This window comes from Streptomyces sp. Y20 (assembly GCF_043195475.1).
Taxonomy (GTDB): Bacteria; Actinomycetota; Actinomycetes; order Streptomycetales; family Streptomycetaceae; genus Streptomyces.
In genome coordinates, this window is sequence record NZ_JBIDDP010000010.1 from 66760 (window position 1) to 89985 (window position 23226).

The following is a 23226-nucleotide window of genomic DNA, read 5'->3' on the forward strand; positions in this document are numbered from 1 at the left end:
GGCCGGCCAATCTGTGACCGGCCGACTCCTATCAGTAACGCCCGATGGTTGTGGGCGGCAAGCCGGGTGCGGTGAGCGGCTCTGGCGTCCCCGGTCGCTTCGGTCGCCCGGCCAAGGCCCATGGCCGCGGCCGGCCTGCGGCAGGCCGCCGTTGCGCCGAAGGAGTGCGGGTGCCGGCCGGCGGAATGTCCTCACCGGCTGCCGTGGGGCGAGCGGTCGTCGACCGCTTCCGACGCGCAGGGGCCATCCGAGTGGCCGATAGTGGGAGCAGGGGGATCTTCCCGGACTTCGGAGCAGCCATGGACCGCTACCCTCCCATCGCCGAACACGGCCTGGTGGGCGACCTGCAGACCGCCGCGCTCGTCTCGTCACAGGGTGTCGTGGACTGGTTCGCCGCTCCCCGTTTCGATTCGCCCAGCGTCTTCGCGGCGCTGCTCGACCACGACGGTGGCGGGTACATGCGGCTGGCCCCCGAGCACCCCGACGTGACCTGCAAGCAGCTCTACTACCCCGACACGGCCATTCTGGTGACCCGGTTCATGTCGCCGGACGGAGTGGGCGAGGTGGTCGACTTCATGCCTGCGGACCGGACCCGCACCGCGACGGACCGTCACACCCTGATCCGCGTCGTGCGCGCTGTGCGGGGGACCGTCGGCTTCACGCTCGAGTGCCGGCCGCGCTTCGACTACGGCCGGGCCGAACACGAGCTGGAGCTCGACGGGAACACCGGCCTGTTCCGGTCCCCGGGGATGGACGCGCACCTGCAGACCTCCTTCCCGCTGGAGCGGGACGGCCAGGACGTGCGCGGCCGGGTGACGCTGAGCGCTGGCGAGTCGGGCGGCGCCGTGTTCACCGTCTGCGCGTCCGGCGGCGAGGCACCCGCACCCCTCACCGACGAAGGGCTCACCGCACAGCTCGATGACACCAGCCTGTTCTGGCAGACCTGGTTGCACCAGTCCCGCTACCGGGGCCGCTGGCCCGAGCTGGTGCACCGCTCCGTCATCACCCTCAAGCTCCTCACCTACGCCCCCACCGGCGCTCTCATCGCGGCGGCGACCATGGGCCTGCCCGAGCAGGTGGGCGGAGAGCGCAACTGGGACTACCGGTTCACCTGGGTACGCGACGGCGCGCTGTCGGTGCGGGCCATGCTGGACCTCGGTTTCGTCGAGGAGGCCACCGCGTTCGTCCACTGGCTGGTGGACAGGCTGTGTGAGCGCGAGGGCAAGGAGGAGGAGCCGCTCCAGACGATGTACCGGGTCGACGGCGATCCCGACCTGCCGGAGGAGACACTCGAACACTTCGAGGGCTACCGCGGCTCCTCCCCGGTCCGCGTCGGCAACGGAGCCGCCGACCAGCTGCAGCTGGACATCTACGGCGAGGCCCTCTACGCGGTGTCCCAGGGGCGCGAGATCGCCCAGCAGGCCAGCTTCGAGGGATGGCAGACGCTCGCCAGGACGCTGGACTGGTTGGCCGACAACTGGGACCGGCCGGACGAAGGCATCTGGGAGACCCGCGGCGGCCGCCAGAACTTCACCTACAGCCGGGTGATGTCGTGGGTCGCCTTCGACCACGGGCTGCGCCTGGCCGACCACTTCCGCCGGCCCGCCGACGTGGAGCGGTGGCGCAAGGCGAGGGACGCCGTGTTCGATCAGGTCATGGAACGCGGCTGGAGCGAGAGGGAGCGCGCCTTCGTCCAGCATTACGACGGCGACGTCCTGGACGCCTCGCTGCTGCTCATGCCCAGGGTCGATTTCATCGCTCCGCGGACCACGGCCTGGCTGTCCACGCTTGACGCGATGGACCGCAAGCTCGTCTCCGACAGCCTCGTCTACCGCTACGATCCGGCGGCATCGCCGGACGGGCTGCGCGGCTCGGAGGGCACCTTCAGTCTGTGCACCTTCCTCTACGTCGACGCGCTGGCCCGGGCGGGGCGCCTGTCCCAGGCCCGTTACACCTTCGAGAAGATGCAGACCTACGCCAACCACGTCGGCCTCTTCGCCGAGGAGGTCGGTCCGAGCGGGGAGCAACTGGGCAACTTCCCTCAGGCGTTCACCCATCTGTCGCTCATTATGGCGGCCACCACTCTCGACGAGGCACTCGACGCGGAGAACGGGCGCTGACCCATGGTCACGCATGCCCGTCCGGCAGAACCGCCACGGCTGACCGAGGACGAGTTCGGCGTGCTGTACCGGCGCCTGCACGCGCGCTCCGCCTGGGCCGCGGGTGACCGGGGCGCTCTGGCCGCGCTCACTCCCGCCCTGGTGCTGGCCGCGACCCGCGAGGTGCGAACCGGCCGGACGGTCACACTCGCCGCGCCGGTGGAAACGCTGCCTGGCCCGGACAATCCCGAGCCCGCGAAGCACCGGATGAGAGGGCAGCCGCAGGAAGACACCTCGAACGGGCTCCACTTCGCGATGGACAGCTTCACGATGAACGTGCACGGCGACGCCGACAGCCACCTTGACGCCCTCTGCCACGTGATCTACGACGGCACACTGCACGGCGGCGTGTCCGCGAACAGCGTCACGGCGAGCGGTGCCACGACGCTCTCCGTAGAAGCGGCGCGCGACGGGATCGTCGGACGTGGCGTGCTGCTGGACATCCCGCGGTTGCGTGGCGTGCCGTGGCTGGAACCGGGTGATCACGTGACGGCCGACGACCTCGCCGCGGCGGAGACCGCCCAGCGCCTCCGCGTGGGAGAGGGCGACCTCCTCTTCGTCCGCGTCGGCCACCGCCGACGCCGCGCCGAACTCGGGCCGTGGCACGCGGCACGTGAGCGCGCTGGGCTCCATCCGTCCGCGCTGGAGTTCCTGGCGAACCGGCGGGTCGCTGTGCTCGGCGGTGACGGGAACAACGACACAGCACCGAGTTCCACGGAGGGCGTCGACTTCCCCGTGCATGTCCTCGCGGTCCACGCCATGGGCCTTCACCTGCTGGACTACCTGCAGTTCGAGGATCTGGCGCCGGTTTGCGAGGCGGAGGGCCGCTGGTCCTTCCTCTGCGTGATCGCCCCGCTGAGGCTGCCGGACGCCACCGGCTCACCGGTCAACCCGATCGCCGTCCTGTGACCCCGGCGCCCACGGTCGTGGTGGCCATGGGTGTCTCGGGGTCGGGCACATCCACCGTGGGACTGCTGCCGGCGCAGCGGCACATGGTGCCCTTCCCGGAGGCGGACGGCGTCCACCCGGCCGCGAACGCGCCAGGACGGCCGCGGGTCGCCCGCTCGACGACGAGGATCGCCGGCCGCGGCTGCCGTCCACCGCCGGATGGATCCGGGAGGCGACCGACGCCGGCTCGCGCCGGGTGGTGGCACGCGCCGATCTCGAACCGCCGCGGTCGGACGAGCCCGGTCCGGCCGTCGACGCGGTGGCCGCCCCGTCGGCCATCGCCGTCCGGGCGGTGCGCGCCGTTCCGGCCGTGAGATGACTGCGTGCCTGTTCGACTTCGCCGGGTCGCCGCCACCCGGTCCACCCGATATCTTGTTGACTGGCACTGAATGTCCCGATGGCGCGAATTATCCGTACGGAACAGCGCGGCCCCGGAGACCCCCCGGACGGGCGCTACGACCAGGACAGCCGACGACTCCCAGAACGGGGACCCTCTCATGGCCGACGATCAGCACTACGACGTCATCGTCATCGGTACGGGAGCGGGCGGCGGTACGCTCGCCCACCGGCTGGCCCCCACCGGCAAGCGGGTCCTGATCCTGGAACGTGGCGGCTACCTGCCGCGGGAGCGCGACAACTGGGACTCCACCGCCGTCTTCGTCAAGGGCAAGTACCGTGCCCCGGAGTTCTGGTACGACAAGCATGGCAACCAGTTCCCCCCGGAGGTCAATTACTACGTCGGGGGCAACACCAAGTTCTACGGAGCCGCTCTCTTCCGGCTCCGGCCCGAGGACTTCGGCGAACTGCGCCACCACGACGGCGTCTCTCCGGCCTGGCCGCTGCGCTACGAGGACCTCGAGCCGTACTACGCCCAGGCCGAACACCTCTACCTGGTGCACGGCCGACACGGTGAGGACCCCACCGCAGGGCCCAGCAGCGCGCAGTACGCCTACCCGCCGGTCGAGCACGAGGCGCGCATCCAGCAGCTCAGCGACGATCTGGGGAAAATCGGCCTGCACCCCTTCCACCTGCCGATCGGCGTGAACCTCGCCCAGGACGAGCGCGGCCGGGCCACCCACGCCAGCGCCTGCATCCGCTGCGACCGGGTCGACGGCTTCCCCTGCCTGATGAGCGCCAAGTCCGACGCGCAGGTGATCTGTGTGGATCCGGCACTGGAGTACGACAACGTCACGATGGTGACCGGCGCGAACGTGCGGCGGCTGGAGACCGACCCGACCGGACGCACCGTCACCAGGGTCGTCGCCGAGCTGGAGAACGGAGCGACCGAGACGTTCGGCGCCGACATCGTGGTGGTCGCCGCCGGCGCGGTCAACTCCGCCGTTCTGCTGCTTCGTTCGGCCAACGACAAGCACCCCGGCGGCCTGGCCAACAGCTCGGACGTGGTGGGACGCCACTACATGCGCCACAACAACCTGGCGCTGATGGCGGTGTCGAAGGAACCGAACCCCACCAGATTCCAGAAGACCCTGGCGCTGAACGACTGGTACCTGGGCGCCGACGACTGGGAGTATCCGCTCGGCGGCATCCAGATGCTCGGCAAGTCCGACGCCGACCAGATCCATGGCGAGGCGCCGCGCTGGGCCGGTACCGTCATGCCCGACATGCCTTTCGAGGTACTGGCGCACCACGCCGTCGACTTCTGGCTGTGCGGGGAGGACCTCCCCCTGCCCGAAAGCCGGGTCACCCTGGACAAGGACGACGCCATCCACCTGGCTCTCGACGAGAAGAACAACATCGCCGGGCTCAAGCGCCTCCAGCACAAGCTGCGGGGGATGCTCGGACACCTGGGCATGCACGAGCACCACCTCCTGGATCACAGCATCTACCTGCACAAGGGCATGCCGATCGGCGCCACCGCGCACCAGGCCGGCACCGTGCGGTTCGGCGACGACCCGCGCAGTTCGGCCCTCGATGTCAACTGCAAGGCCCACGACCTCGACAACCTCTACGTCGTGGACACCAGCTTCTTCCCCAGCATCGGCGCGGTGAACCCGTCACTGACCGCCATCGCCAACGCCCTGCGGGTCGGCGACCACATCGCCGCCCGGCTGAACTGATCGGGGAGTCGCACACGGCGTCGGAGCCGGCGGCGGGTGCACGTGCCACCCGCCCGCCGGTCCCCTCGTTGCGCGAACCGGTCCCGCGCCGCTACAGGTTGTCCCCAGGCGTTCTGGCGGCCCCGGTGTCGGCGTCGGTGAGCTCCTCCAGCTCGCCCATGGTGTCGAGCCGGTAGAGCAGCACGAGCGCCGGACCGACCAGCACGATCGCGATGCCCGTGACGATCACCAGCCAGCGCAGGGTGTGAGCGGCCCCGGCCGCCTCGGCCACCGTCAGCGAGGTGGGCAGCACGTAGGGCCGCTGCGCGAAGCCCCAGGCGCCGACGGTCAGGGCGACGCTCGCCACCGAGGTGTAGCGGGACCAGCCGAAGGACCGGCGCCACAGAAGCAGCATCGTGGCCAGACCGGCCACCGCGGCCAGAATGATCAGCAGCAGTCCCAGGCCACCGGTGAGGCCGTCCCAGACGTACCGGGCGTCGTCGTGGGTGACGGGCAGGGCGATGAGTGCGAGGACGACGACCGCGGCGAAGGCGATCATCGCCCGCAGACGGAAGTAGTCGACGAGGTCGTCCGCGCCGAACCGCACGGCGTCGGAGCAGAGGAAGACCGCTCCGAGGAACGCGGTGGCGGCGATGGCCAGCAGTCCCGTGAGGACGGAGGTCCCGTTGGCCCAGGCGTCCGCGGAAGCGGTCGTGCCGACCTTGACCCGGCCGGAGGCGACGCCGCCGAGCACTGCTCCGAGGAAGAACGGCGTCACGAGGGACGAGACGGCGAACATCGCGCCATAGACCCGTTGTTGGGCCAGGCGGCGGGTCGGCTTGCGCAGGGCGAACCCAGCGCCGCGGAGCACCAGTCCGACGGCGGCAAGGGCCAGCGGCAGCCACATCGCGGAGAAGACGGCCTGGAACATCGTCGGGAAGCCGGTCCACATGACGACGAGGACGAAGATCAACCAGACGTTGTTGGCCTCCCAGACCGGCGCCATGGCGTGGTCGATGAGCCAGCGGGGCCGCTTGCCGCGCTCCGGGCCGCCGGCCATGAGGTCCCAGAAGCCCGCGCCGTAGTCGGTGCCCCCGGCGCACGCGTAGGCGGCGATCACGACCACCAGCACCCACGCGATGAACGCGGCCATCACGACGCACCGCCGGAGGTGCGGCCGGACCGGCCGTCGGGCGCGGCCCCGGTGGTCGTGGGCTCGGGCTCGCTTCTGGGCCCGTACGGGGTGTCGGTCTCTGGCGGCAGTTCGGCGCGCGGGGCCGCCGCGCCCTCGTCGGCGATACGCCACCGGGTGCGCATCTTCAGGACGACCGCGAGGAACGCGCTGAAAACGGCCACGTACACGGCCATGACGATGCCGAGCATCGCCCACAGAGATCCGGCGCGCGTGCTGGTCACCGCCTCCGAGACCCGCATGTGGTCGTAGACGATCCAGGGCTGGCGGCCGACCTCCGTCGTGATCCAGCCGCACTCCACGGTGACGAGGCAGGCGGCTCCCGCGAGCGCGGCGCAGCGGTAGAACCAGCGGCCGCGCGGGTTGTCCCGGTGTCTCCACCAGGACCAGGCGTACCAGAGTGCGAGCAGGATGAGCACACTGCCGATGGTGACCATGATGTCGAAGGCCCAGTGCGCGATGGTGGCCTGGACGGCGGTGGGGCGGTCGGAGGCAGGCACCGATGTCAGCCCGGTCACCTGGGTGCTGGGCTTGAAGCCGGCGAGGATCGAGTCCAGCTGAGGGATCTTGAGTCCGCCGGAGATCGTCCCGTCACTGTTCAGCCGCCCGAACATGTACTCGGGTACGTGGGTGTCGGTCTTCCAGACGATCTCCGTGGCGGCGAACTTGATCGGCTGCTTGTGGAAGACGGCGCGAGCGGCGGAGTCGCCGAGCATGAACTGAATCGGAGTGAGGATCGCGGCCACCGTGAACGGCACTGTGAATCCGAGCCGGTGGTAGCGGTCACGGCGCCCGCGCAGCCAGCCGACCGCGTACACACCGGCGACCACGTAGCCGGCGGTCAGGAGCATCGCGACCACGAAGTGCCAGTACTCCGGGCCGAAGATCGGGGTGAAGATCGCCTGTCGCACGTCGACGTCGACCGGCTTGCCCCGGGAATCGAGGCCGAATCCCTGGGGGGTGTTCATCCAGGAGTTGGCCGCGATGATGCCGAAGGCGCCCATCAGGGCGGCCAGCGGCAGCGGTACGGCGAGCCAGAAGTGGGTCCAGGGCTTGAGGCGGCGCCATCCGTAGAGGTAGATCGCGATGAGGACGGCCTCGAGGAAGAACGCCCAGGCCTCGACGCCGAACCCGAGGCCGAAGACATCGCCCCAGCGGCCCATCATGCCGGGCCACAGCAGTCCGAACTCGAAGGACAGCACGGTGCCGGTGATGATGCCGATGGCGAACTGGACCGCCATCACCGCCGACCAGCGCCGGGCGAGCTTGAGGGCGACGGGATCGTCGCGGCGCAGCCCCCGGTGGTGCATCAGCAAAGTGATGAACGGCAGTGCCACCCCGAACGGGACCAGCAGGATGTGCGAGGCCAGGGTGAAGGCCATCAGTTCGCGAGCCGGTAGGAGTTGGGCCGGGACGTTGCTCGCCAGAAGGGCGGCGGTACTGAGCATGTGCGCCTCGATGGTCTGCCCTGCAGAGCCGGGCTGAGGAGGGACAGGATGCGGAGGTGCGCCCCGCGACGGGTCGGCCGGTCCTCAGGGAGGTGGCGGGGGCGGCTTCGCCCCGGGTGCCCGGGCGGCCGACGCGTCGGTGTCGGGCAGGGTGAAAGCGCGCTCGCGGCGCGAGCCGGTGGCGAACGCGACGGACCAGCTGAGCACCGCGCCCAGCCTGCTGCGGAAGCCGGTGAGGAAGGCCAGGTGGATGAAGAGCCAGGCCAGCCAGCCGATGAAGCCCGACAGATGCAACGGCCCGGCCTTGACGACGGCCCGGCCCCGGGCGATGTAGGCGGCGCTGCCAAGATCCACGTAGGTGAAGGGCTTCGGTTGCTTCGTCCTGCCCTCGACGGCGTGGCGTACGCGCCGGCCGGCGTACGCACCCGACTGCATGGCGACCTCGGCCAGGCCGGGCAGCCTGTTCAGGCTCATCACATCGCCGGTGACGCGGATCTCCGGATGGCCGGGGACGGTGAGGTCGGGTTCGACGAGGATGCGTCCGGCCCGGTCCTGCGTGGCGCCGGTCGCCCGGGCCAGCGCAGCAGCGATCGGCGGTGCCTCGACGCCCGCCGTCCACAGGACGGTGCGTGCGCCGAACCGGGTCGTCCTGCCGTCGTGGTCTCGTACCGTCAGGCCGTGCGCGTCGATGTCGGTGACCATCGTGCCGAGGTGGAGCTCCACACCGAGCCCCTGCAGGGTCCGGGCCGCACGGTGGGCCAGCGGAGGGCCGAAAGCACCCAGCACCGCGTCGGACCCCTCGAAGAGCAGCACCCGGGCCTTGGCGGAATCGATCGTCTGGAACTCCCGGTCGAGGGTGTGTCCGGCGATCTCCCGGATCTGTCCCGCGAGTTCCACACCGGTCGGCCCACCACCGACGAGCGCGAAGGTGAGCCACTGCTGCCGTTCCCAGTCGTTCGCCGCCGTCTCGGCCATCTCGAACGCCCGGTAGATCCGTCGGCGGATGTCCAGCGCGTCGTCCAGCGTCTTCATGCCGGGAGCGTGCGCGCTGAACTCGTCGTGCCCGAAGTAGGACTGGCGCATGCCCACCGCGACGATCAGCTCGTCGTAGGGCAGCTGAACGATTTCGCCCCCGGGCCGCCGGGCGTGCACCAGCCGGGCGCCGGCATCCACGTCGGTGGCCTCGGCGAGCACGCACCTCACGTTGTGATGGCGCCGAAGGACCCCGCGGAGCGGTTGCGCGATCTGCCCCTCGGACAGGATCCCGGAGGCGCATTGATAGAGCAGCGGTTGGAAGAGATGGTGGGCACGTCGGTCGACCACGGTCACGGCCACCGGTGACATCCGTAGGGCACGGGCGGCGAACAGCCCCGCGAACCCCCCACCGAGGATCACCACCCGGCGGGGCGTGACGTGATCCTGCATCGTGGCTCAGCCCCCGGTGGCGAAGCCGGGGAAGAGCGTCATTCCGCCGTCGACGTAGAGGGTGCTGCCGACGACGTAGTCGAGCAGGTCGGACGCCACGGCGACGACGGCGTTGGCGATGTCGTCCGGGTCGCCCACGCGGCGGTACGGGATGAGGCGCAGCAGTTCCGCCTCGGCTTCGGGGGTGGACCAGGCGTCGCGGTTGATCGGCGTGCGGATGGCGCCCGGCGCGACCGCGTTGACCCGGATCCGATGCGGGGCCAGCTCCTGGGCGAGGGTCTGCATCAGCATGCCCACCCCGCCCTTGGAGGAGGCGTAGTTCACGTGCCCCGCCCAGGGGACGATCTGGTGGACCGAGCTCATGCAGATGATCTTCCCCGCCGAACGGGAGACCTCCTCCACCACACCGCGCCGCATGAACTCTTTGGCTGCCTCCCGCGCGCACAGAAACTGACCGGTCAGGTTGACGTCGATGACCTTCTGCCACTGGGCGAGCGTCATCTCCGTCACGGCCGCGTCCCGCTGCAGGCCCGCGTTGGCCACCATGATGTCGATGGTCCCGAACTCCTCGACCATCCGCTGGACCATGGCTGTCACCTGGTCCTCGTCGGACACGTCGGCCTCGTGGGCATAGGCGCGGACCCCGAAGCCCTCGATCTCCTTCACGACGTCCTCTGCCTCGTGCGCACCGACGACGTAATTCACCACGACGTCCGCTCCGGCCCGGCCCAGGGCGAGTGCGGTCGCCAGGCCGATCCCCGAGTTGGCACCGGTCACCAGCGCCTTCTGGCCCCTGAGAAGCTGCGCGGTCATCGTCCCGCGGTTCTCGACTTTCGCTGCCACCACGATCTCTCCCTGTGCGTTTCGGACGGCGCCCTCAGCATCCGGAACGACGCGCACGAGAAAGGCTGGACGTCGGCCGGCCCGCCAGGACGGACCAGGAGCGGTCGGATACCCGGCCCCCCGACGAAAGCACCCTGCGCCGCGGGTGAGACGGACCGGCACGCAGCCCGGCCGCACTTCGGCCGGGCACGTCACACCGTCGGGCTACGCCGGCCCCGCGGCGGGAGACACCGACGTGTCACTGATGATGTCGATGTCCGGCTCGTGTCGATGACCACGCGCACTCCCGGGCGGCAACGGCGGCAACGACGCCGCAACCCGGATGGGCGGCCGACACCCCTTCTGGGTCTGTGGTGATACCGCCTCGGGCGGCGCGTGGTGGGGTGGCAACCGGTGCTGTCCCGGTCCAGCCGCGCGAGGCCGTTGACGGGACGTACCGCTTTGGAGGTGCGGGGATGTGAGGGCCGGTGGCTGATGCCGGGGCACCGGCCGATGAGAAGGCGCGCGGCGGCGCGCGCTCCGGCAGCCAGTTCTGGCCCCTGTTGCCGGGCTTCCGGCTGATCACCTCGGCGGTGACGCTGGCGGCCGCGGCGATCCAGGCAGTGGCGGGGAAAGCGGGCACCATGCTCGTCCCGATCCTGCTGGCCGTGGTCGGCCCGGCGAGTTCCGGCGGGTTCGGCGCCTGTCTGCTGCCGGTCCACCGGCGCGACATCGGAGCGCTCTTCCCGCCAGGGAACGCGAACGACCTGAGCAACAGCGGATGTGGCTCGGAGAGCGGGTTCCCGCCCCTCCGGGCGCGGCCCTAGACTGCGAGCGCTCCGAAACTGGCGATCTTCGGGAGGGTGTGCAGGATGAACCGAGCACTCATGACCGCGTTGGCGGCATTGGCGTTGGTCACGTCCGGGGGCAGTACCGCCTCCGCTTCCGACGCCCCGCCGCGAACCACGCATGGCCCCTGCCGGTACACCCAGACCCCGGACGAGCCGGCGGCTCGTCCGGTTCCCCTGCCGCCCGACCCGCGGCACACCCCCGGTCACGGCGCGGTCGACATGGCTGTCCCGACCAGCCAGGGCCCGCTCCCGCTGCACCTCGATCGGGCGAAGGCGCCGTGCACGGTTCAGAGTTTCGTGCATCTGGCGCAGCACCGCTTCTACGACCGTACGGTGTGCCATCGGCTGACGGCGTATCCGACGCTGAAGGTCCTGCAGTGCGGCGATCCGACCGGCACGGGCGAGGGTGGGCCGGGGTACAAGTACAAGGACGAGCTGCCGGTGGACCTCCCGCCGGCACCGAGCGATCCGACCGGCGTGCGTCGCCTCTATGGGCGCGGCCTGCTGGCGATGGCCAACGCTGGGCCGGACACGAACGGTTCGCAGTTCTTCGTCGTCTACGGCGACTCCGCGCTGCGACCGAACTACACGGTGTTCGGCACGGTCGGCGCCACCGGTCTGGAGACGCTCGACAAGATCGCAGCCGGCGGTATCGAGCCGACCGCGCAGGACCCGGTGCCTGTCGACGGCACGCCCGTGCTGCGGACCGAGCTGCGCAGCGTCCGGCCGTCCTGCCGGCCTTGACGAACAGTGGCGGGGTCAGCGCGGTCCGGCTACGTGACTGGTGGTGCCACGTTGAAGTCAGGCACCGCGATGAGGGTGCCGGTCCGGCGTGTCGCTGGGAAGCGTTCCACTCTTGACATGGCCCGAATCACTCCCGCTCGGCCCAGCGACTGAGCCGACTGGCACGGTTCGTAGGGGCAGGGTGCGATTCCTTCGCCTGGTTCCTGCGCAACCGACGCCTGGTCCGTGACTACGAACGACGCACCGACACCAGCGAGACCCTCATCCTGTGGTCGATGACCATGCTCATGAGCCGCCGCTGGCCGCCTGGCCGCCCAGCACCGGCAGCCTCCTGCTCCGGCGCGGGCAGCATGAACCGCTCACGCACAGCGTCCGGTGCACGCGCCTACAACCTCACATCAGCAAAAGACTGGGGGAACTCGGTTCTTGTCGGCTGTCTGCGGATGCGTCGGCCGTGCGAGAGAGTGCCCCCCACTCTGTCGGCGAAGCAGGGCTGAGCGAGCAGCCGATTCAGGAGATCCCGCCGTTACTGCTGGATGAGGGAGGCGGTGTGTGAGGCCACATCGTCTTCTCCGGCCCCGAAGCGGGGGTTCGTCCCAATGGTGTCTACAATTATATCGATGTCTGAAGGTGCCGGGTAAGCGAAGCTCATCCTGCTGTCTGAGAGATCTGAAGGTTTCTGGGTGACTGTCAGTTCTAAGTCGGCCTGACCTCGGTGTACGCGGCAAGTAGTGGGTTAAGAGTCGTCTCGACAGGGTTAGTGGAGCGACGCGTTCAAGCCAGCGCATCGAGTGAAGCCCGCGCGCCGGGCCGGTAACCACGCGAGGGAAGTGCCGAAGCGGTGGCGCGGTGGCCCTCAATGCTCTCCAGCCCGGCCGCGTTGTAGACCTCCGGTCGACTCGCGAGGAGTACACACCCAAATGTCCGGATCTTACGATGATCCGACTGGCCGAAAATGATGCAAGTGATCGTCTGAAGTTGATGTTAACTAGTGTCGGCATCAACGATGGCAGAAGTGATCTGCTCGCTTTTCGACAGTTACTTCAGCCGCTGCCTTACTTTGCAGCTACTTTGCCCGGTTGTGCATGACTGTGCCTCCGCACGGTTTCCAAGTAGTTGCAGCTGAGCCCTTCAGTAGTCGATAGAAGGAGATGTGTTGAGTTCTGCGGGACTGGCGGGGGATCCTGCATGTAATGTGCTGGCCTACATTGCCAGGTGTCAGCAGTCGGTGGTGCAATCGCCTGTGGTGACAGTTCCGATCACGACACTTGTCGCCGATGACTCTCCCCGTACGGCGGGAGAAGACGACGGGCATGTGAGGACTCTAGCGGAGAGTGAGCACGCCTACCCGCCCATCATGGTGCATCGAGGAACGATGCGGGTGATCGACGGGGGGCATCGTCTCAGAGCCGCACAATTGCGAGGCCATACTCACATCGCGGTCAGATTCTTCGACGGTGAACAGGAGGATGCTTTTGTATTGTCCGTGGCGGCGAACGCCGATCATGGCCTGCCGCTTTCCCGGGCAGACCGGCTCACCGCTGCGAGTCGTATCCTCGGCTCTCACCCTGAATGGTCTGACCGTGTGATCGCCTCGGTGACCGGACTGTCGGCCAGGAACGTGGCCGAGATGCGCCGCCGGCGAACGGGTGCGGAGGCCGATTCCAGGGTCCGCGTAGGCATCGACGGTCGTGTACGGCCCGTGAACCGAGTGCAAGGGCGCGAGTTGGCGGTTGAACTCATAAAAGCGAACCCCGAGGCCTCCCTGCGTCAAATCGCCAAGGCTGCAGGTATTTCTCCGGGTACTGCGGCCGACGTCCGGAAACGTCTGCGACAGGGACACGACCCGGTTCCCGTGAGGTTGCGGGAGGAGGTGGTGCGTCGAGACCAGCAGGACAGGAAAGCTGCCGTTGACGCCGTTCCTCGGCGTCGAACTCGGCCGTTCGCCGACCTCGTGCCGATTTTTGATGCCTTGTGCAAGGACCCCTCGCTCCGATTCAGTGAAACCGGTCGACTCGTTTTGCGGCTGTTTGACTCTTGCGCGGCTGCCACCCGGCATAGAAGCCGGATTGTTGACAACGTACCGGCGCACTGCCGCGAGCAGGTCGCAGAACTTCTGCTGAGCTACGCCGAGATATGGCAAGGCATCGCGGCGGAGCTGAACGAAGGCCAACGCGTCACATCGCGTCAGGCGATATGAGCAAGAGGGGGACGTCGATGCGTGTGGATTTGCTTACTCGCGAGTATCCGCCCCACGTGTACGGAGGTGCGGGCGTTCATGTAGGGTCACTGGCCGACCGGTTGCGTGATCTGGTTGACTTGCGGGTTCACTGCTTCGAGCCGGGTGAGGGAAACGCATCGGTTCTGGCACATGACGTGCCGAGTGTTCTTGCGGCGGCCAATCCCTCCCTCCAGGCACTCGCCGTGAATGCCTCTATGTCACACGCCGTTGCGGGCGCCTCTCTGGTGCACAGTCACACGTGGTACACCAACCTGGCCGGGCGATTTGCTCAGCAACTGCATGGCATACCGCATGTGATCACGATGCACAGCTTGGAACCATTGAGGCCCTGGAAATCTCAGCAATTGGATGGCGGGTACGAGATTTCCTGTTTCATGGAGCGCGAGGCCCTTATCCGTGCGGACAGGGTCATCGCGGTGTCGCATGCCATGGCCCGCGACATCATGGAGGTCTACTCGGACGTGGACCCCGGGCGTGTCACCGTTGTCCACAACGGCGTCGACGCCAGCCAGTACGCGCCCGACCTCGGAACGGACGCTCTTGAGGAACAGGGAATAAGCGTCGAGCGCCCCATTGTGGCCTGTGTGGCGCGCATCAGCCCCCAGAAGGGCCTGCTGCACCTTCTGCAAGCGGCGTGGAACTTCATCCCGGGTACCCAGCTGGTGGTGGTCGCCCAGTCCGCCGACACGGCGGCCCACCGTGCGGAGTTCGCCGAAGCGGTTGCCGCGATGGAAGACAGCCCGGTTGAGGTGCACTGGGTCAGTGGTCCAGTTCCGAGACGATTTTTGATCCAGCTCCTCAGTCACGCTCGGGTTTTCGTCTGCCCCTCACTGTACGAGCCACTGGGTATCGTCAACCTTGAAGCCATGGCTTGCGGAACTCCGGTCGTCGCGACGGCGACCGGGGGCATACCAGAGGCAGTGGTGGACGCTGAGACCGGTTACCTGGTGCCACTGGAGACCGCGCCGACAGGTGGCGGTGGCGTGGACCAGTACTCCGTATTCGCCAAGGAGCTGGCTGTCCGGGTGAACGCGCTCCTCACGGACTCAGCGAGCGCTGAACGTATGGGCCAGGCCGGCAGACGCCGAGTGCTGTCCCACTTCACGTGGGACCGGGTGGCACGCCAGGTCGCCGAGATCTATCGAAGCGTCGTGTGATGCCCGGGCGTGTCACGCCGGCATCCGCTCGTGGTTGCCCGCATCCTGCTTTGACGGATCAGGATGTGTTGCGTCAGCTGGATTCGGCCTCCTTGGTCAGCACTGCACCCAGATGAGGATGGCGGCGAGGTCGTGTCGGTTCGTGTGGCCAGGCCGCGCCGTAGTTTGAGGTTGATGCACCACTCGACGGTGTCGCGCTGCTTGTAGGCACCCGCATGGAGGCCGGGCGGCGCCCACCCTGGAGGCCCGCGCAGACGGCGGCCGATCTTTCGACGACTGCGGGATGACCGCGCGGATCCGCCGGCGGCGCAGGTGGCTGCGGGTCGCGCGGGATGAGCAGGCGCGGTCAGCCAGGGCCATGGTGGTGCGGGTCCGGCCAGCCGGGGTCGGTTCTCGGCACTCGGATGCGGGGCCATGGCCGTCTCGAAGGAGGGCGCGTCACCGGCCCGGCCCGCTGTGACGGCTTGAGCGAGAAGCCGTGCATGGCCGTCTACGGCCAGGTGGATTTCGGCGCTCGGGCCGCCGCGGGAGCATCCGAGTGCGTGGCCGGCCGACTCGTCGCGGCCTGCCCCCTTCTGAGCGCTCCGACGGCGTGCTGGTGGACCTGGACGATGGTTGGGTCGACCGACCCGGGTCCAGCCGATGTCGTCGATGTCCCTGCGGCCGGGACGACGGCGGCGGCACGCCGCCAAGGCGGCCACTACGCGATCAGGTGCTCCTGACTCATAACCTCACGCCGGAACGGAAAGTCGAAGTCGTTGTCCGCTGCCCCGGGGGCGCCCATGGCACCTCCAGCAGTTCGGACGGATCCGTTCGCCAGCCTCGAAGATGTGCCGCTGCCGCGCGCTCGCTGTCCGACGACTCGGAGTCCGCCCGTTCCCTGGCATAGGCGCCAGTGAGGAGCTGCAGCCCGAACAGTGGGCCGGCGCCTGCCACTTTGGATCGCGTGACGCTCAGTAACCGCGCCTCTGCGAGCCGTTCGAGTATCTCGGTGGCCTCCAGTTCCGATCGGCTGAGCAGTTGTGCTCCGTCGAATCCGGAGTACATTCCAGCCCCGCACAGTCCGAGCATGCGGAACAGCCGGCGTTCTTCCTCGGACAGGCGCTTATAGGCTGGCTCGAAGCAGGAGTGCATGGTCAGCGAGCCATGGGTGAGTTCGTCCAGGAGGCCGGTGTGAGCGGTCATGCGCTGGACCAGGTCACCCACGCTCCAGTGCGCTCGCGCGACCAGCCTGGCGCCCGCCAGGCGCAGGGCGAGCGGCAGATAGCCGCACAGGCGTGTCACCTCCTGTACGGCCATCGGCTCGCGGTCCGTGCGGGTGGCTCCGACGACCTGACGGAACAGGGAGCGTGCCGCTTGTGGTTCCAGGCGGTTGTGTTCCAGCCGCACGTCGAAGGGCATGCCGGTGAGCCAGGCCCTGCTGGTGACGATGACCCCGCTCTCGGCGTTGCCGGGTAGCAGGTGCTGCACCTGCGTCTCGTCCGTGGCGTCGTCGAGCACGATGAGGACACGTCGGCCGTCGAGGCGGTCGCGGAAGCATGCGGCGCGCGCCTCGGTGCCCCGGGGCAGGCCCCATGGCGGGTGACCGATGGAGCGCAGCATCTGGGCGAGTGCCTCGTCGGGGTCTGTCGGGTGAGGGCCGCTGCCGCTGAGGTCCATGTAGAGCTGCCCGTCGGGGAAGGAGGAACGCAGACGCCGGGCGACATGCACGGCGAGGGTGGTCTTCCCGGCTCCGCCCTGACCCGTGATCGCCGTCACGACGGGGGTCGTACGATCGCTGCGCGACAACGCGTGCGCCATTGCTTCCGCGGTCTGCGTGGGCACGAAGTCGGTTACCCCGCGCGGTAGCTGGGCAGGAGGGGTCCAGTTTCTCGCGGTCACGGCCGCTGTGGTTCGTACCGCTGGCGCGTCGACGTCGGCGGCGCGTTGCTGCAATATGCTCCAGTGCAGTTCGCGCAGGCCGGGGGCGGGTTCCGTACCGAGTTCCCTGATGAGGGACGAGCGCATCCTGGCGTACACCGTGAGGGCCTCGGCCGTTCGGCCCAGTTCGTTGAGCGCGGTCATGAGATGGCCGTGCAAGGTCTCCCGGAGGGGAAACTGCTCGGTCAGGGGAGTAAGCGTGTTCACCACGTTGGAGCACGCTCCGAGTGCCAGCATCGCTTCCGCCTGCCGTTCGAAGGCGAGTAGGCGCAGCTCGCCCAGCCTGCTCGCCTCCGCCGTGACACAGTCCCCGGCGGCGACATCGGCGAACGCGTCACCCTCCCAGAGCCCCAGCGCACGGTCCAGAAGGGATGCTGCGGTATCAGGGAAACCCTTGTCGTAGGCACGGGTCCCGGCTGCCAGAAGCCGCTCGAACCGGTCGGCGTCCACTTCCTCAGGGGTGAGACGATAAGCGCCGTTCTCTGTGGTGATCACGGCCTTGGCGCTTTCCCGGCCGGCCAGGGACCGGAAAAGGGATCTGAGGCGCGATATCCTGACGTGCACGGCGTTCTCGCGGTTGACCGGTGGACGGTCAGGCCATGCCGACTCAACGATATGGCCGACGGAAATCGCGTGTCCCGTGTGGGCAAGCAATTCGCCCAGAAATGCTCTGTCCCTTGTTCCGGCCGGAGTTATGGGTGGCGATGCAGCGGAGGAGATCCGCAACGAACCGAGAACGTAGAACTTCACGGCGCAGATCATGACACGGTGGCTGGTTGTCCGTCAGCCACCCCAAGGAGTCCTGCGCTTTGTGACACGGGGTGTTCGACTGTCCAACTGCTGCACTGCAGCAGTTGGACAGTCGAACACCCCGTGTCAGGCGCCGCGTCGGTCAGTACCTTGCCCGGGTCGGGAGCCGCTGTCCCATGCGCGCTCCGATCATCGAGTCGTGAGGGAACCGCGTGTCACTGACAGATAAAGGGGCGAACGAATCCGCCGTGACCCTCGATCCACCGGGCACCGGACGCGCCACCGCGCTGGTGCTTCTGGTGAGCAGTCACTTCCTCCTCAACATGGACTCCGCGATCATCGAGGTGGCCCTGCCGACCATCAAGGAACAACTGGGGTTCTCCGTCTCCAGTCTGTCCTGGGTGGCCAACAGCTACATCCTCACCTTCGGCGGTTTCCTGCTGCTGGGGGGCAGGCTGGGAGACGTACTCGGCAGTCGCAAGGTGTTCGCGGGTGGACTTGTGGGCTTCGCGCTCGCCTCGTTGCTGGGTGGCCTCGCCTCCTCGCCGGAGGTGATCATCCTGGCCCGGGGCGCCCAGGGCCTCGCTGCCGCTGTCGTCTCGCCCACGGCACTGTCCTTGCTGGTGGGACTCTTCCCGGATCGCACGGCCGGGGAACGCAGAGAACGCCACAAGGCCCTGGGCACGCTGGGTGCAGTCGCCGCGGTCGGCGGCTCGGCGGGGTATTTCCTGGGCGGGCTGCTGACGGACCTCGTGGGCTGGGAGGCGACATTCCTGGTCAACGTCCCCGCGGCGCTGGCACTGGCCTGCTTCTCGCAGCGGCTCCTGCCCCCGGATACCGGGGGCTCGGGACGGGCGCGGGTCGACTTCGTCAGCGCCGTGGGGGTCAGCGTTGGAATGGCCCTTTTGGTGTACGCCCTCGTCGATGCCGAGCCATCGAACATGCTTTCGGTGCGGACGTGTGGCCTGGTGCTGATTTCCCTGACGGTGTTGTCGATCGTGGTGGTACGTCAGAACCGAAGTGCCGATCCGCTGTTTCCGCTGCGCATCCTGCGTATCCCCGAGATCCGCGGAGCGAACCTTGTCGCAGCGCTGATCAACATGGCCATCGGGCCCGTCATCTTCTTCCTCAGCCTCTACGTTCAGCAGGTGCTGGGCTTGAACCCGTTGGCGGCGGGGCTGGCCATTCTGCCTATCGTCGCCGCGATAACGGTGTCCTCACGGCTCACGGGATCCCTGCTCTCACGCTTCGGCGTCCGCCCCGTGATGATCTGCGGGTTGTCCCTGTTCTCGGCTGGTCTGCTGTGGCTCGGGTGCATGTCCGGTGCCGCCTATTGGGCCGAGGTGCTCGGGCCCGAGCTGTTCATCGGCTTCGGGGGAGGGCTCGTCTTCGTCACGTTCACCGTGTGCGGGACGAGTGGGCTCGACGCACGCGACGCCGGCGCCGCCTCCGGTCTGCTCACCACGGCCCAGAAGGTCGGCAGCGCATTGGGCCTTGCGCTCCTGAGCACCGTCGCCGCCACCTTCACCCGGGATACGGGACTCGCGGGCCTCACCGGCGGCTACCGGGCGGCGATACTCGCCGCCACCCTCCCCGTGCTCGCCGCGGTCGCTGTGAGCGGCTTGTGGCTTCGGGGCCGGGACCGGCGGTGATCCTGCTGGAACTCTGAGCACACGCTGACCACTGCCGCTCCGCGCATCGCAGAGCGGCACCGTCGTCTGCGCCGGGCACTCAGCCCGCGGCCGACGTCGTGCTGGGCTCCGGCAGCGCCTCGTGCAGAAGCCGGTCGAGTACGACGGCAACTCCGTCATCGTCGTTGGAGGGTGCGATCTCATCTGCCACGGCCTTCAGTTCCGGATGGCCGTTCGCCATGGCGACCGCGTGACCAGCCCATTTGAGCATCGGGACGTCGTTGGGCATGTCCCCGAACGCGACGACGTCCGTTGGGGTGGCGCCGAGCACCGCGCAGACCTGTGACAGACCGGTGGCCTTGTCGAAGCCCGCCGGGAGGAGTTCGACGATCCCGGGGCCGGCGTGCATCACCCTCAGTCCGGGCCCGCAGCGCGCGAGGGCCTCGGCGGCCAGTTCGCTGTCGGACAGCACATCGTGGCGCAAGAGAACCTTGTCGACGGGCCGGCTCCACAGATCCTCGTCGGGCACGAGGCGGAAGGGCGACAGCTCGCGTTCGTCACCCCGGCTGAAACCAGGTGCTATGACGAACTCACCCAGAGGGCCGGAGGTGACGACAGCGAGGTGCAGGTGTCCGACCCGACGGGTCAGCCGGGCCACGACCGCCTGCGCGGCGGCCCGGTCCAGTTCGGTGTGGGAGAGGAGGAGGTCCCGGTCGACGTCGTAGACCTGGGCGCCCTGACCGCAGACGGCGAGACCCCGGTACCCGAGAGCCCGGAACAAGGGACCGCATCCCGACGCGGGGCGGCCCGTGACGATGACGTGCCGGACCCCTGTCTCGTCCAGGCGCCGCAGTACGGTCCGGGTGTACGCGGAGACCGTGAGATCGCTGCGCAGCAGAGTGCCGTCCAGGTCCGTCGCCACCACGGTGGTCCGCCCGGCCGGCATCACGCGGCCCGCCCGCCGAGACGGGCGTAGACCTGCGCGTACTGCCTGGCCGTTCTCGCCCACGACCAGTCCTGGCGCATCACACGGGTGCGGACCGCCGCAGGCACGTCGGGTCGCTCCAGCCAGGCGAGTGCCTCGCCGACGGTGCTGCGCACGGCCTGGACGCTGTGCTCCGGGATCAGGAAGCCGCTTCCGTCGACCGGATCCACGCGTACGTCGACCACGGTGTCGCGGAGCCCGCCGACCGGGCTGGCCACTGGAAGGGTGCCGTAGCGGTAGGCGATAAGCTGGTTGAGGCCGCAGGGCTCCACCCGCGAGGGCATCACGGTGAGGTCGGCACCGGCGTAGGTGAGCCAGGCGATGTCCTGGTCGAACCGCGGCACATAGGCGAGGAACTCGGGGACGTCCGCGCGCAGCGCACCCAGCGTCTCCTTGAGGTGGCCGTCGGCGGGACCCATGAGCACGAGCTGTGCCGTCTGCCCGCGCAGCATCGGCTCCAGTGCTTCCAGCAGCAGGTCGCTGCCCTTCTCGTGCACGAGCCGCGAGCACACTCCGATCACCGGCACGTGCTCGTCCGCGTGAAGCTCCAGTGTCTTCTGCAGTTCCTGCTTGTTCAGCTGCTTGCCCAACTGCACGGTCGATGCGTCGTAGGGATAGGTCGGCCGGTCGGCGGCGGCCGGATCCCACAGCCCGGCATCGACACCGAAGACGATGCCGGTCGGGCGCGCCCGCTCCAGAGCGGCTCCGACCGCCGTACCCCTCGTCTCCCGGAGCAGGTCGTCGACATAGCCCGTGCTGCAGGTCACCACGGTGTCGGCCGCGAGGAGCGCGGCGAGCAGCAGACTGGGCCGCCCGTCGGCGTGCTCCCGCAGCATCCGCAGAGCGCTCGCAGGCAGACCGAGGGCGTCCAGCTCTTCGGTTCGCAGGTCACCTGAGTACAGGCCATTGTGAATCGTCAGGATCTGCGGCAGGTCGGGAAAGCGGTCGCGAAAGTGGGCCAATGCCGCCCCGGACTGCCAGTCGTTGCCGTGCACGAGGTCGTAGCCCCGCTGTTCCACGGCCGCCCACTCCGCCACGCACCAGCCGAAGAAGGCGCCTCGCGCGGCCTCGTCCGCGAAGGGGCGGTACTGCTCGTCCCGGTACATCCCCGGCCGGTCGTACCAGGCGTCCGCGCGTATCAAGAAGATGTCGCCGCTGTGCTGGTGGTCCAGGAGCCGGTGGACTGTCGCGCCGGCCCGGATGCCCGTCACCCGGCGTTCGGGAAGAACGCAGACCTCCTCGGTCCGCAGCGCCAGGCGGTCCACCAGGCGTGGATAGTAGGGCAGAACCAGATCGTGGTGTGTGCCGTGACCACCGTCGAGGGCGGCCGGTAGGGCCGCGCTCGACAGCCCCAGCCCGCCTTCGGAGAAGAGCGGGGCGTATTCCTGAGTGATGTAGAGACACTTCATGGATGTCTGCTCCGAAAGACCGGGCGCCGTCACGGGAAACGGGGGCCGACGCAATTGGCTCAACGAGGTCTCCAATATCCATGGACGACCTTTCAGCGCACTTGCGGGGCCATTTCACCGGGGCGTTCCTGCTGAAAGATGCCGGACCGGAACCGTGTGCTACGGGCGGCGGCAACACGGCGTCGCCGGCGGCCACCGTCCAGGGGGCGCGGCGAACGGGCGTGAGAGCGTGGGGCGGTGGCCACTTAGGCGAACACTTCCAAACGAACAAGCCTTTGGCCAGGATGTACTGCGGTGGTTACTGAGCGTGGGAGTGGAGTCGATGGCTCGGGTGCGGCTGGCGGACATAGCGAGGAAGGCGGGGGTGAGCGAAGCGAGCGTGTCCCGCGTTCTCAACGACAGGCAAGGTGTCTCCCACAAGATGCGGCAGGCCGTGCTCGACGCACTGCATGAGGCAGGAGCGGAAACCGATCGCTCGGTGCGCGATACGTCGCGGATCATCGCGCTCGTCACCACGGAGCTGACGAGCATGCCGGTCGTCGCCGCTCTGGTCCAGGAGCTCGAACAGGCGGTCCGCCGGTACGGCTATGTGCCAGCCGTTTACGTCCAGCCGTCCGACGCTGCCTTGGCGCACGAGTCGTTCGACCTGCTCATTGAGCACGGCGCGGCAGGCGCGGTGTTCGTGTCCGGCTGGCCCGACACCACTGTGTTCTCCGAGGACACCCTCGCCGAGCTGAAGGGACAGGGACTTCCCTACGTGTTCGTCAACGGCCAGGACACGTTGGGCAACGCTCCCTCCATCTCCGTCGACAATCGTGCGGCCGTGCGGATGGCTACCCGGCATCTCAACGAACTCGGGCACGTCCGCATCGGGATGGTCGTCGGAAACAGCCGGCATCCCCTCTCGCCCGCCAGCAGTATCGACGGATTCCTCGACGCGTTGGAAGAGGTACGCAGTCCTGACGCGGTGGCAGAAGCGCATCGCGTCTATCACACGCTGCCCACAGTGGCGGGCGGCCGGGTGATGGTGGGTACGCTCCTGGAAGACGGCTGCACAGGAGTTCTGTGCGACAGCGACCTGACGGCCCTCGGCATCATGCAGGCACTGCGCGAGCGCGGACTCTCGGTGCCCGAGCACGTCTCGGTGGTCACGTTCACCGACTCGCAGTTCATGGAGTTCATCAAGCCGCCGCTCACCGCGGTGCGCCAACCGGTCGGGGCGATCGCCATGGCTGCCGTGGCCACACTGCTCTCGGACGGCGGGACCAACGGGACGCACAACGATGGGTTCCTGCTCATGCCGGAGCTCATCGTGCGCGGGTCCACCTCGGCCCGCTGTCCGACGCCCGAAGCCGCGTCGGCACAGGAGCGAGGTGCCTGACAGGGGGCGGTCCGGCCCGGCCCTGTCAGGTTCTTTCAAGGCGGAGACGCTGGTCCGGGGCATGCTGAGACGGATGCTTGCAAGGAGATTCAGTAAACCCGACTC

Annotated in this window: 16 protein-coding genes and 1 pseudogene; 9 read left to right on the forward strand and 8 right to left on the reverse strand. The window is 68.5% G+C overall.

Annotated elements, in window-relative coordinates; translation table 11 throughout:
* Window positions 1–299: 299 nt before the first annotated feature.
* The 3 genes from ACGFT1_RS24460 to ACGFT1_RS24470 all read left to right on the forward strand — a co-directional run bounded on the left by ACGFT1_RS24460 (window position 300) and on the right by ACGFT1_RS24470 (window position 5185).
* The gene (locus ACGFT1_RS24460; RefSeq protein WP_373911097.1) at window positions 300–2120 is read left to right on the forward strand and encodes a glycoside hydrolase family 15 protein; all 1821 of its coding nucleotides are present in this window, start codon (window positions 300–302) and stop codon (window positions 2118–2120) included.
* Between the two features lie 3 nt (window positions 2121–2123).
* Entirely contained in the window at window positions 2124–3068 is a 945-nt protein-coding gene (locus tag ACGFT1_RS24465; RefSeq protein ID WP_373911098.1) for a cyclase family protein, read from the forward strand.
* 536 nt (window positions 3069–3604) lie between these two features.
* Window positions 3605–5185: a GMC oxidoreductase gene (locus ACGFT1_RS24470; protein ID WP_373911099.1), complete on the forward strand. Its 1581-nt coding sequence runs from the start codon at window positions 3605–3607 to the stop codon at window positions 5183–5185.
* Window positions 5186–5276: 91 nt separating this feature from the next.
* Here ACGFT1_RS24470 and ACGFT1_RS24475 read toward each other — a convergent pair whose 3' ends face one another.
* The 4 genes from ACGFT1_RS24475 to ACGFT1_RS24490 form a co-directional block, all read right to left on the reverse strand.
* On the reverse strand, window positions 5277–6317 hold the full coding sequence (locus ACGFT1_RS24475; RefSeq protein ID WP_373911100.1) for a cytochrome d ubiquinol oxidase subunit II: 1041 nt from the start codon (window positions 6315–6317) through the stop codon (window positions 5277–5279).
* Window positions 6317–7804 (reverse strand): cytochrome ubiquinol oxidase subunit I, encoded by a 1488-nt coding sequence (locus ACGFT1_RS24480; RefSeq protein ID WP_373911101.1) that lies wholly within the window; start codon window positions 7802–7804, stop codon window positions 6317–6319. The genes ACGFT1_RS24475 and ACGFT1_RS24480 overlap by 1 nt, the downstream gene beginning before the upstream one ends.
* Before the next feature lie 84 nt (window positions 7805–7888).
* Window positions 7889–9229, reverse strand: coding sequence for an NAD(P)/FAD-dependent oxidoreductase (locus tag ACGFT1_RS24485; RefSeq protein WP_373911102.1), 1341 nt, complete (start codon window positions 9227–9229; stop codon window positions 7889–7891).
* 6 nt (window positions 9230–9235) lie between these two features.
* Window positions 9236–10042: an SDR family oxidoreductase gene (locus tag ACGFT1_RS24490; RefSeq protein ID WP_373911293.1), complete on the reverse strand. Its 807-nt coding sequence runs from the start codon at window positions 10040–10042 to the stop codon at window positions 9236–9238.
* 497 nt (window positions 10043–10539) lie between these two features.
* Here ACGFT1_RS24490 and ACGFT1_RS24495 point away from each other — a divergent pair, with 497 nt between their 5' ends.
* The 4 genes from ACGFT1_RS24495 (at window position 10540) to glgA (ending at window position 15045) form a co-directional block, all read left to right on the forward strand.
* Window positions 10540–10878, forward strand: a complete 339-nt coding sequence (locus ACGFT1_RS24495) for a hypothetical protein (RefSeq protein ID WP_373911103.1) — start codon at window positions 10540–10542, stop codon at window positions 10876–10878.
* A 60-nt stretch (window positions 10879–10938) separates the two neighbouring features.
* Complete coding sequence (locus ACGFT1_RS24500; RefSeq protein WP_373911104.1) at window positions 10939–11646, forward strand: peptidylprolyl isomerase; 708 nt, start codon at window positions 10939–10941, stop codon at window positions 11644–11646.
* A 1195-nt stretch (window positions 11647–12841) separates the two neighbouring features.
* Window positions 12842–13846, forward strand: a complete 1005-nt coding sequence (locus ACGFT1_RS24505; protein ID WP_373911105.1) for a ParB N-terminal domain-containing protein — start codon at window positions 12842–12844, stop codon at window positions 13844–13846.
* Between the two features lie 17 nt (window positions 13847–13863).
* The gene (gene glgA, locus ACGFT1_RS24510; protein WP_373911106.1) at window positions 13864–15045 is read left to right on the forward strand and encodes a glycogen synthase; all 1182 of its coding nucleotides are present in this window, start codon (window positions 13864–13866) and stop codon (window positions 15043–15045) included.
* A 134-nt stretch (window positions 15046–15179) separates the two neighbouring features.
* Here the strand turns inward: glgA and ACGFT1_RS24515 are convergent.
* Window positions 15180–15736 (reverse strand): annotated as a pseudogene (locus ACGFT1_RS24515) (transposase); the annotation flags it as partial.
* A 32-nt stretch (window positions 15737–15768) separates the two neighbouring features.
* Window positions 15769–17715 carry a BTAD domain-containing putative transcriptional regulator gene (locus ACGFT1_RS24520; RefSeq protein ID WP_373911107.1) on the reverse strand — a complete coding sequence of 649 codons (1947 nt, stop codon included), beginning with the start codon at window positions 17713–17715 and terminating at the stop codon, window positions 15769–15771.
* 212 nt (window positions 17716–17927) lie between these two features.
* Here ACGFT1_RS24520 and ACGFT1_RS24525 point away from each other — a divergent pair, with 212 nt between their 5' ends.
* A complete protein-coding gene (locus ACGFT1_RS24525) occupies window positions 17928–19367 on the forward strand; it encodes an MFS transporter (RefSeq protein WP_373911108.1) in 1440 nt (479 codons plus the stop codon).
* 79 nt (window positions 19368–19446) lie between these two features.
* Here ACGFT1_RS24525 and ACGFT1_RS24530 read toward each other — a convergent pair whose 3' ends face one another.
* Together ACGFT1_RS24530 and ACGFT1_RS24535 are read right to left on the reverse strand one after the other, a co-directional pair.
* Window positions 19447–20268 (reverse strand): HAD family hydrolase, encoded by an 822-nt coding sequence (locus tag ACGFT1_RS24530; protein ID WP_373911109.1) that lies wholly within the window; start codon window positions 20266–20268, stop codon window positions 19447–19449.
* A gap of 23 nt (window positions 20269–20291) precedes the next feature.
* On the reverse strand, window positions 20292–21740 hold the full coding sequence (locus tag ACGFT1_RS24535) for a glycogen synthase (RefSeq protein ID WP_373911110.1): 1449 nt from the start codon (window positions 21738–21740) through the stop codon (window positions 20292–20294).
* A 322-nt stretch (window positions 21741–22062) separates the two neighbouring features.
* Here ACGFT1_RS24535 and ACGFT1_RS24540 point away from each other — a divergent pair, with 322 nt between their 5' ends.
* Entirely contained in the window at window positions 22063–23121 is a 1059-nt protein-coding gene (locus tag ACGFT1_RS24540) for a LacI family DNA-binding transcriptional regulator (protein WP_373911294.1), read from the forward strand.
* Window positions 23122–23226 lie beyond the last annotated feature (105 nt).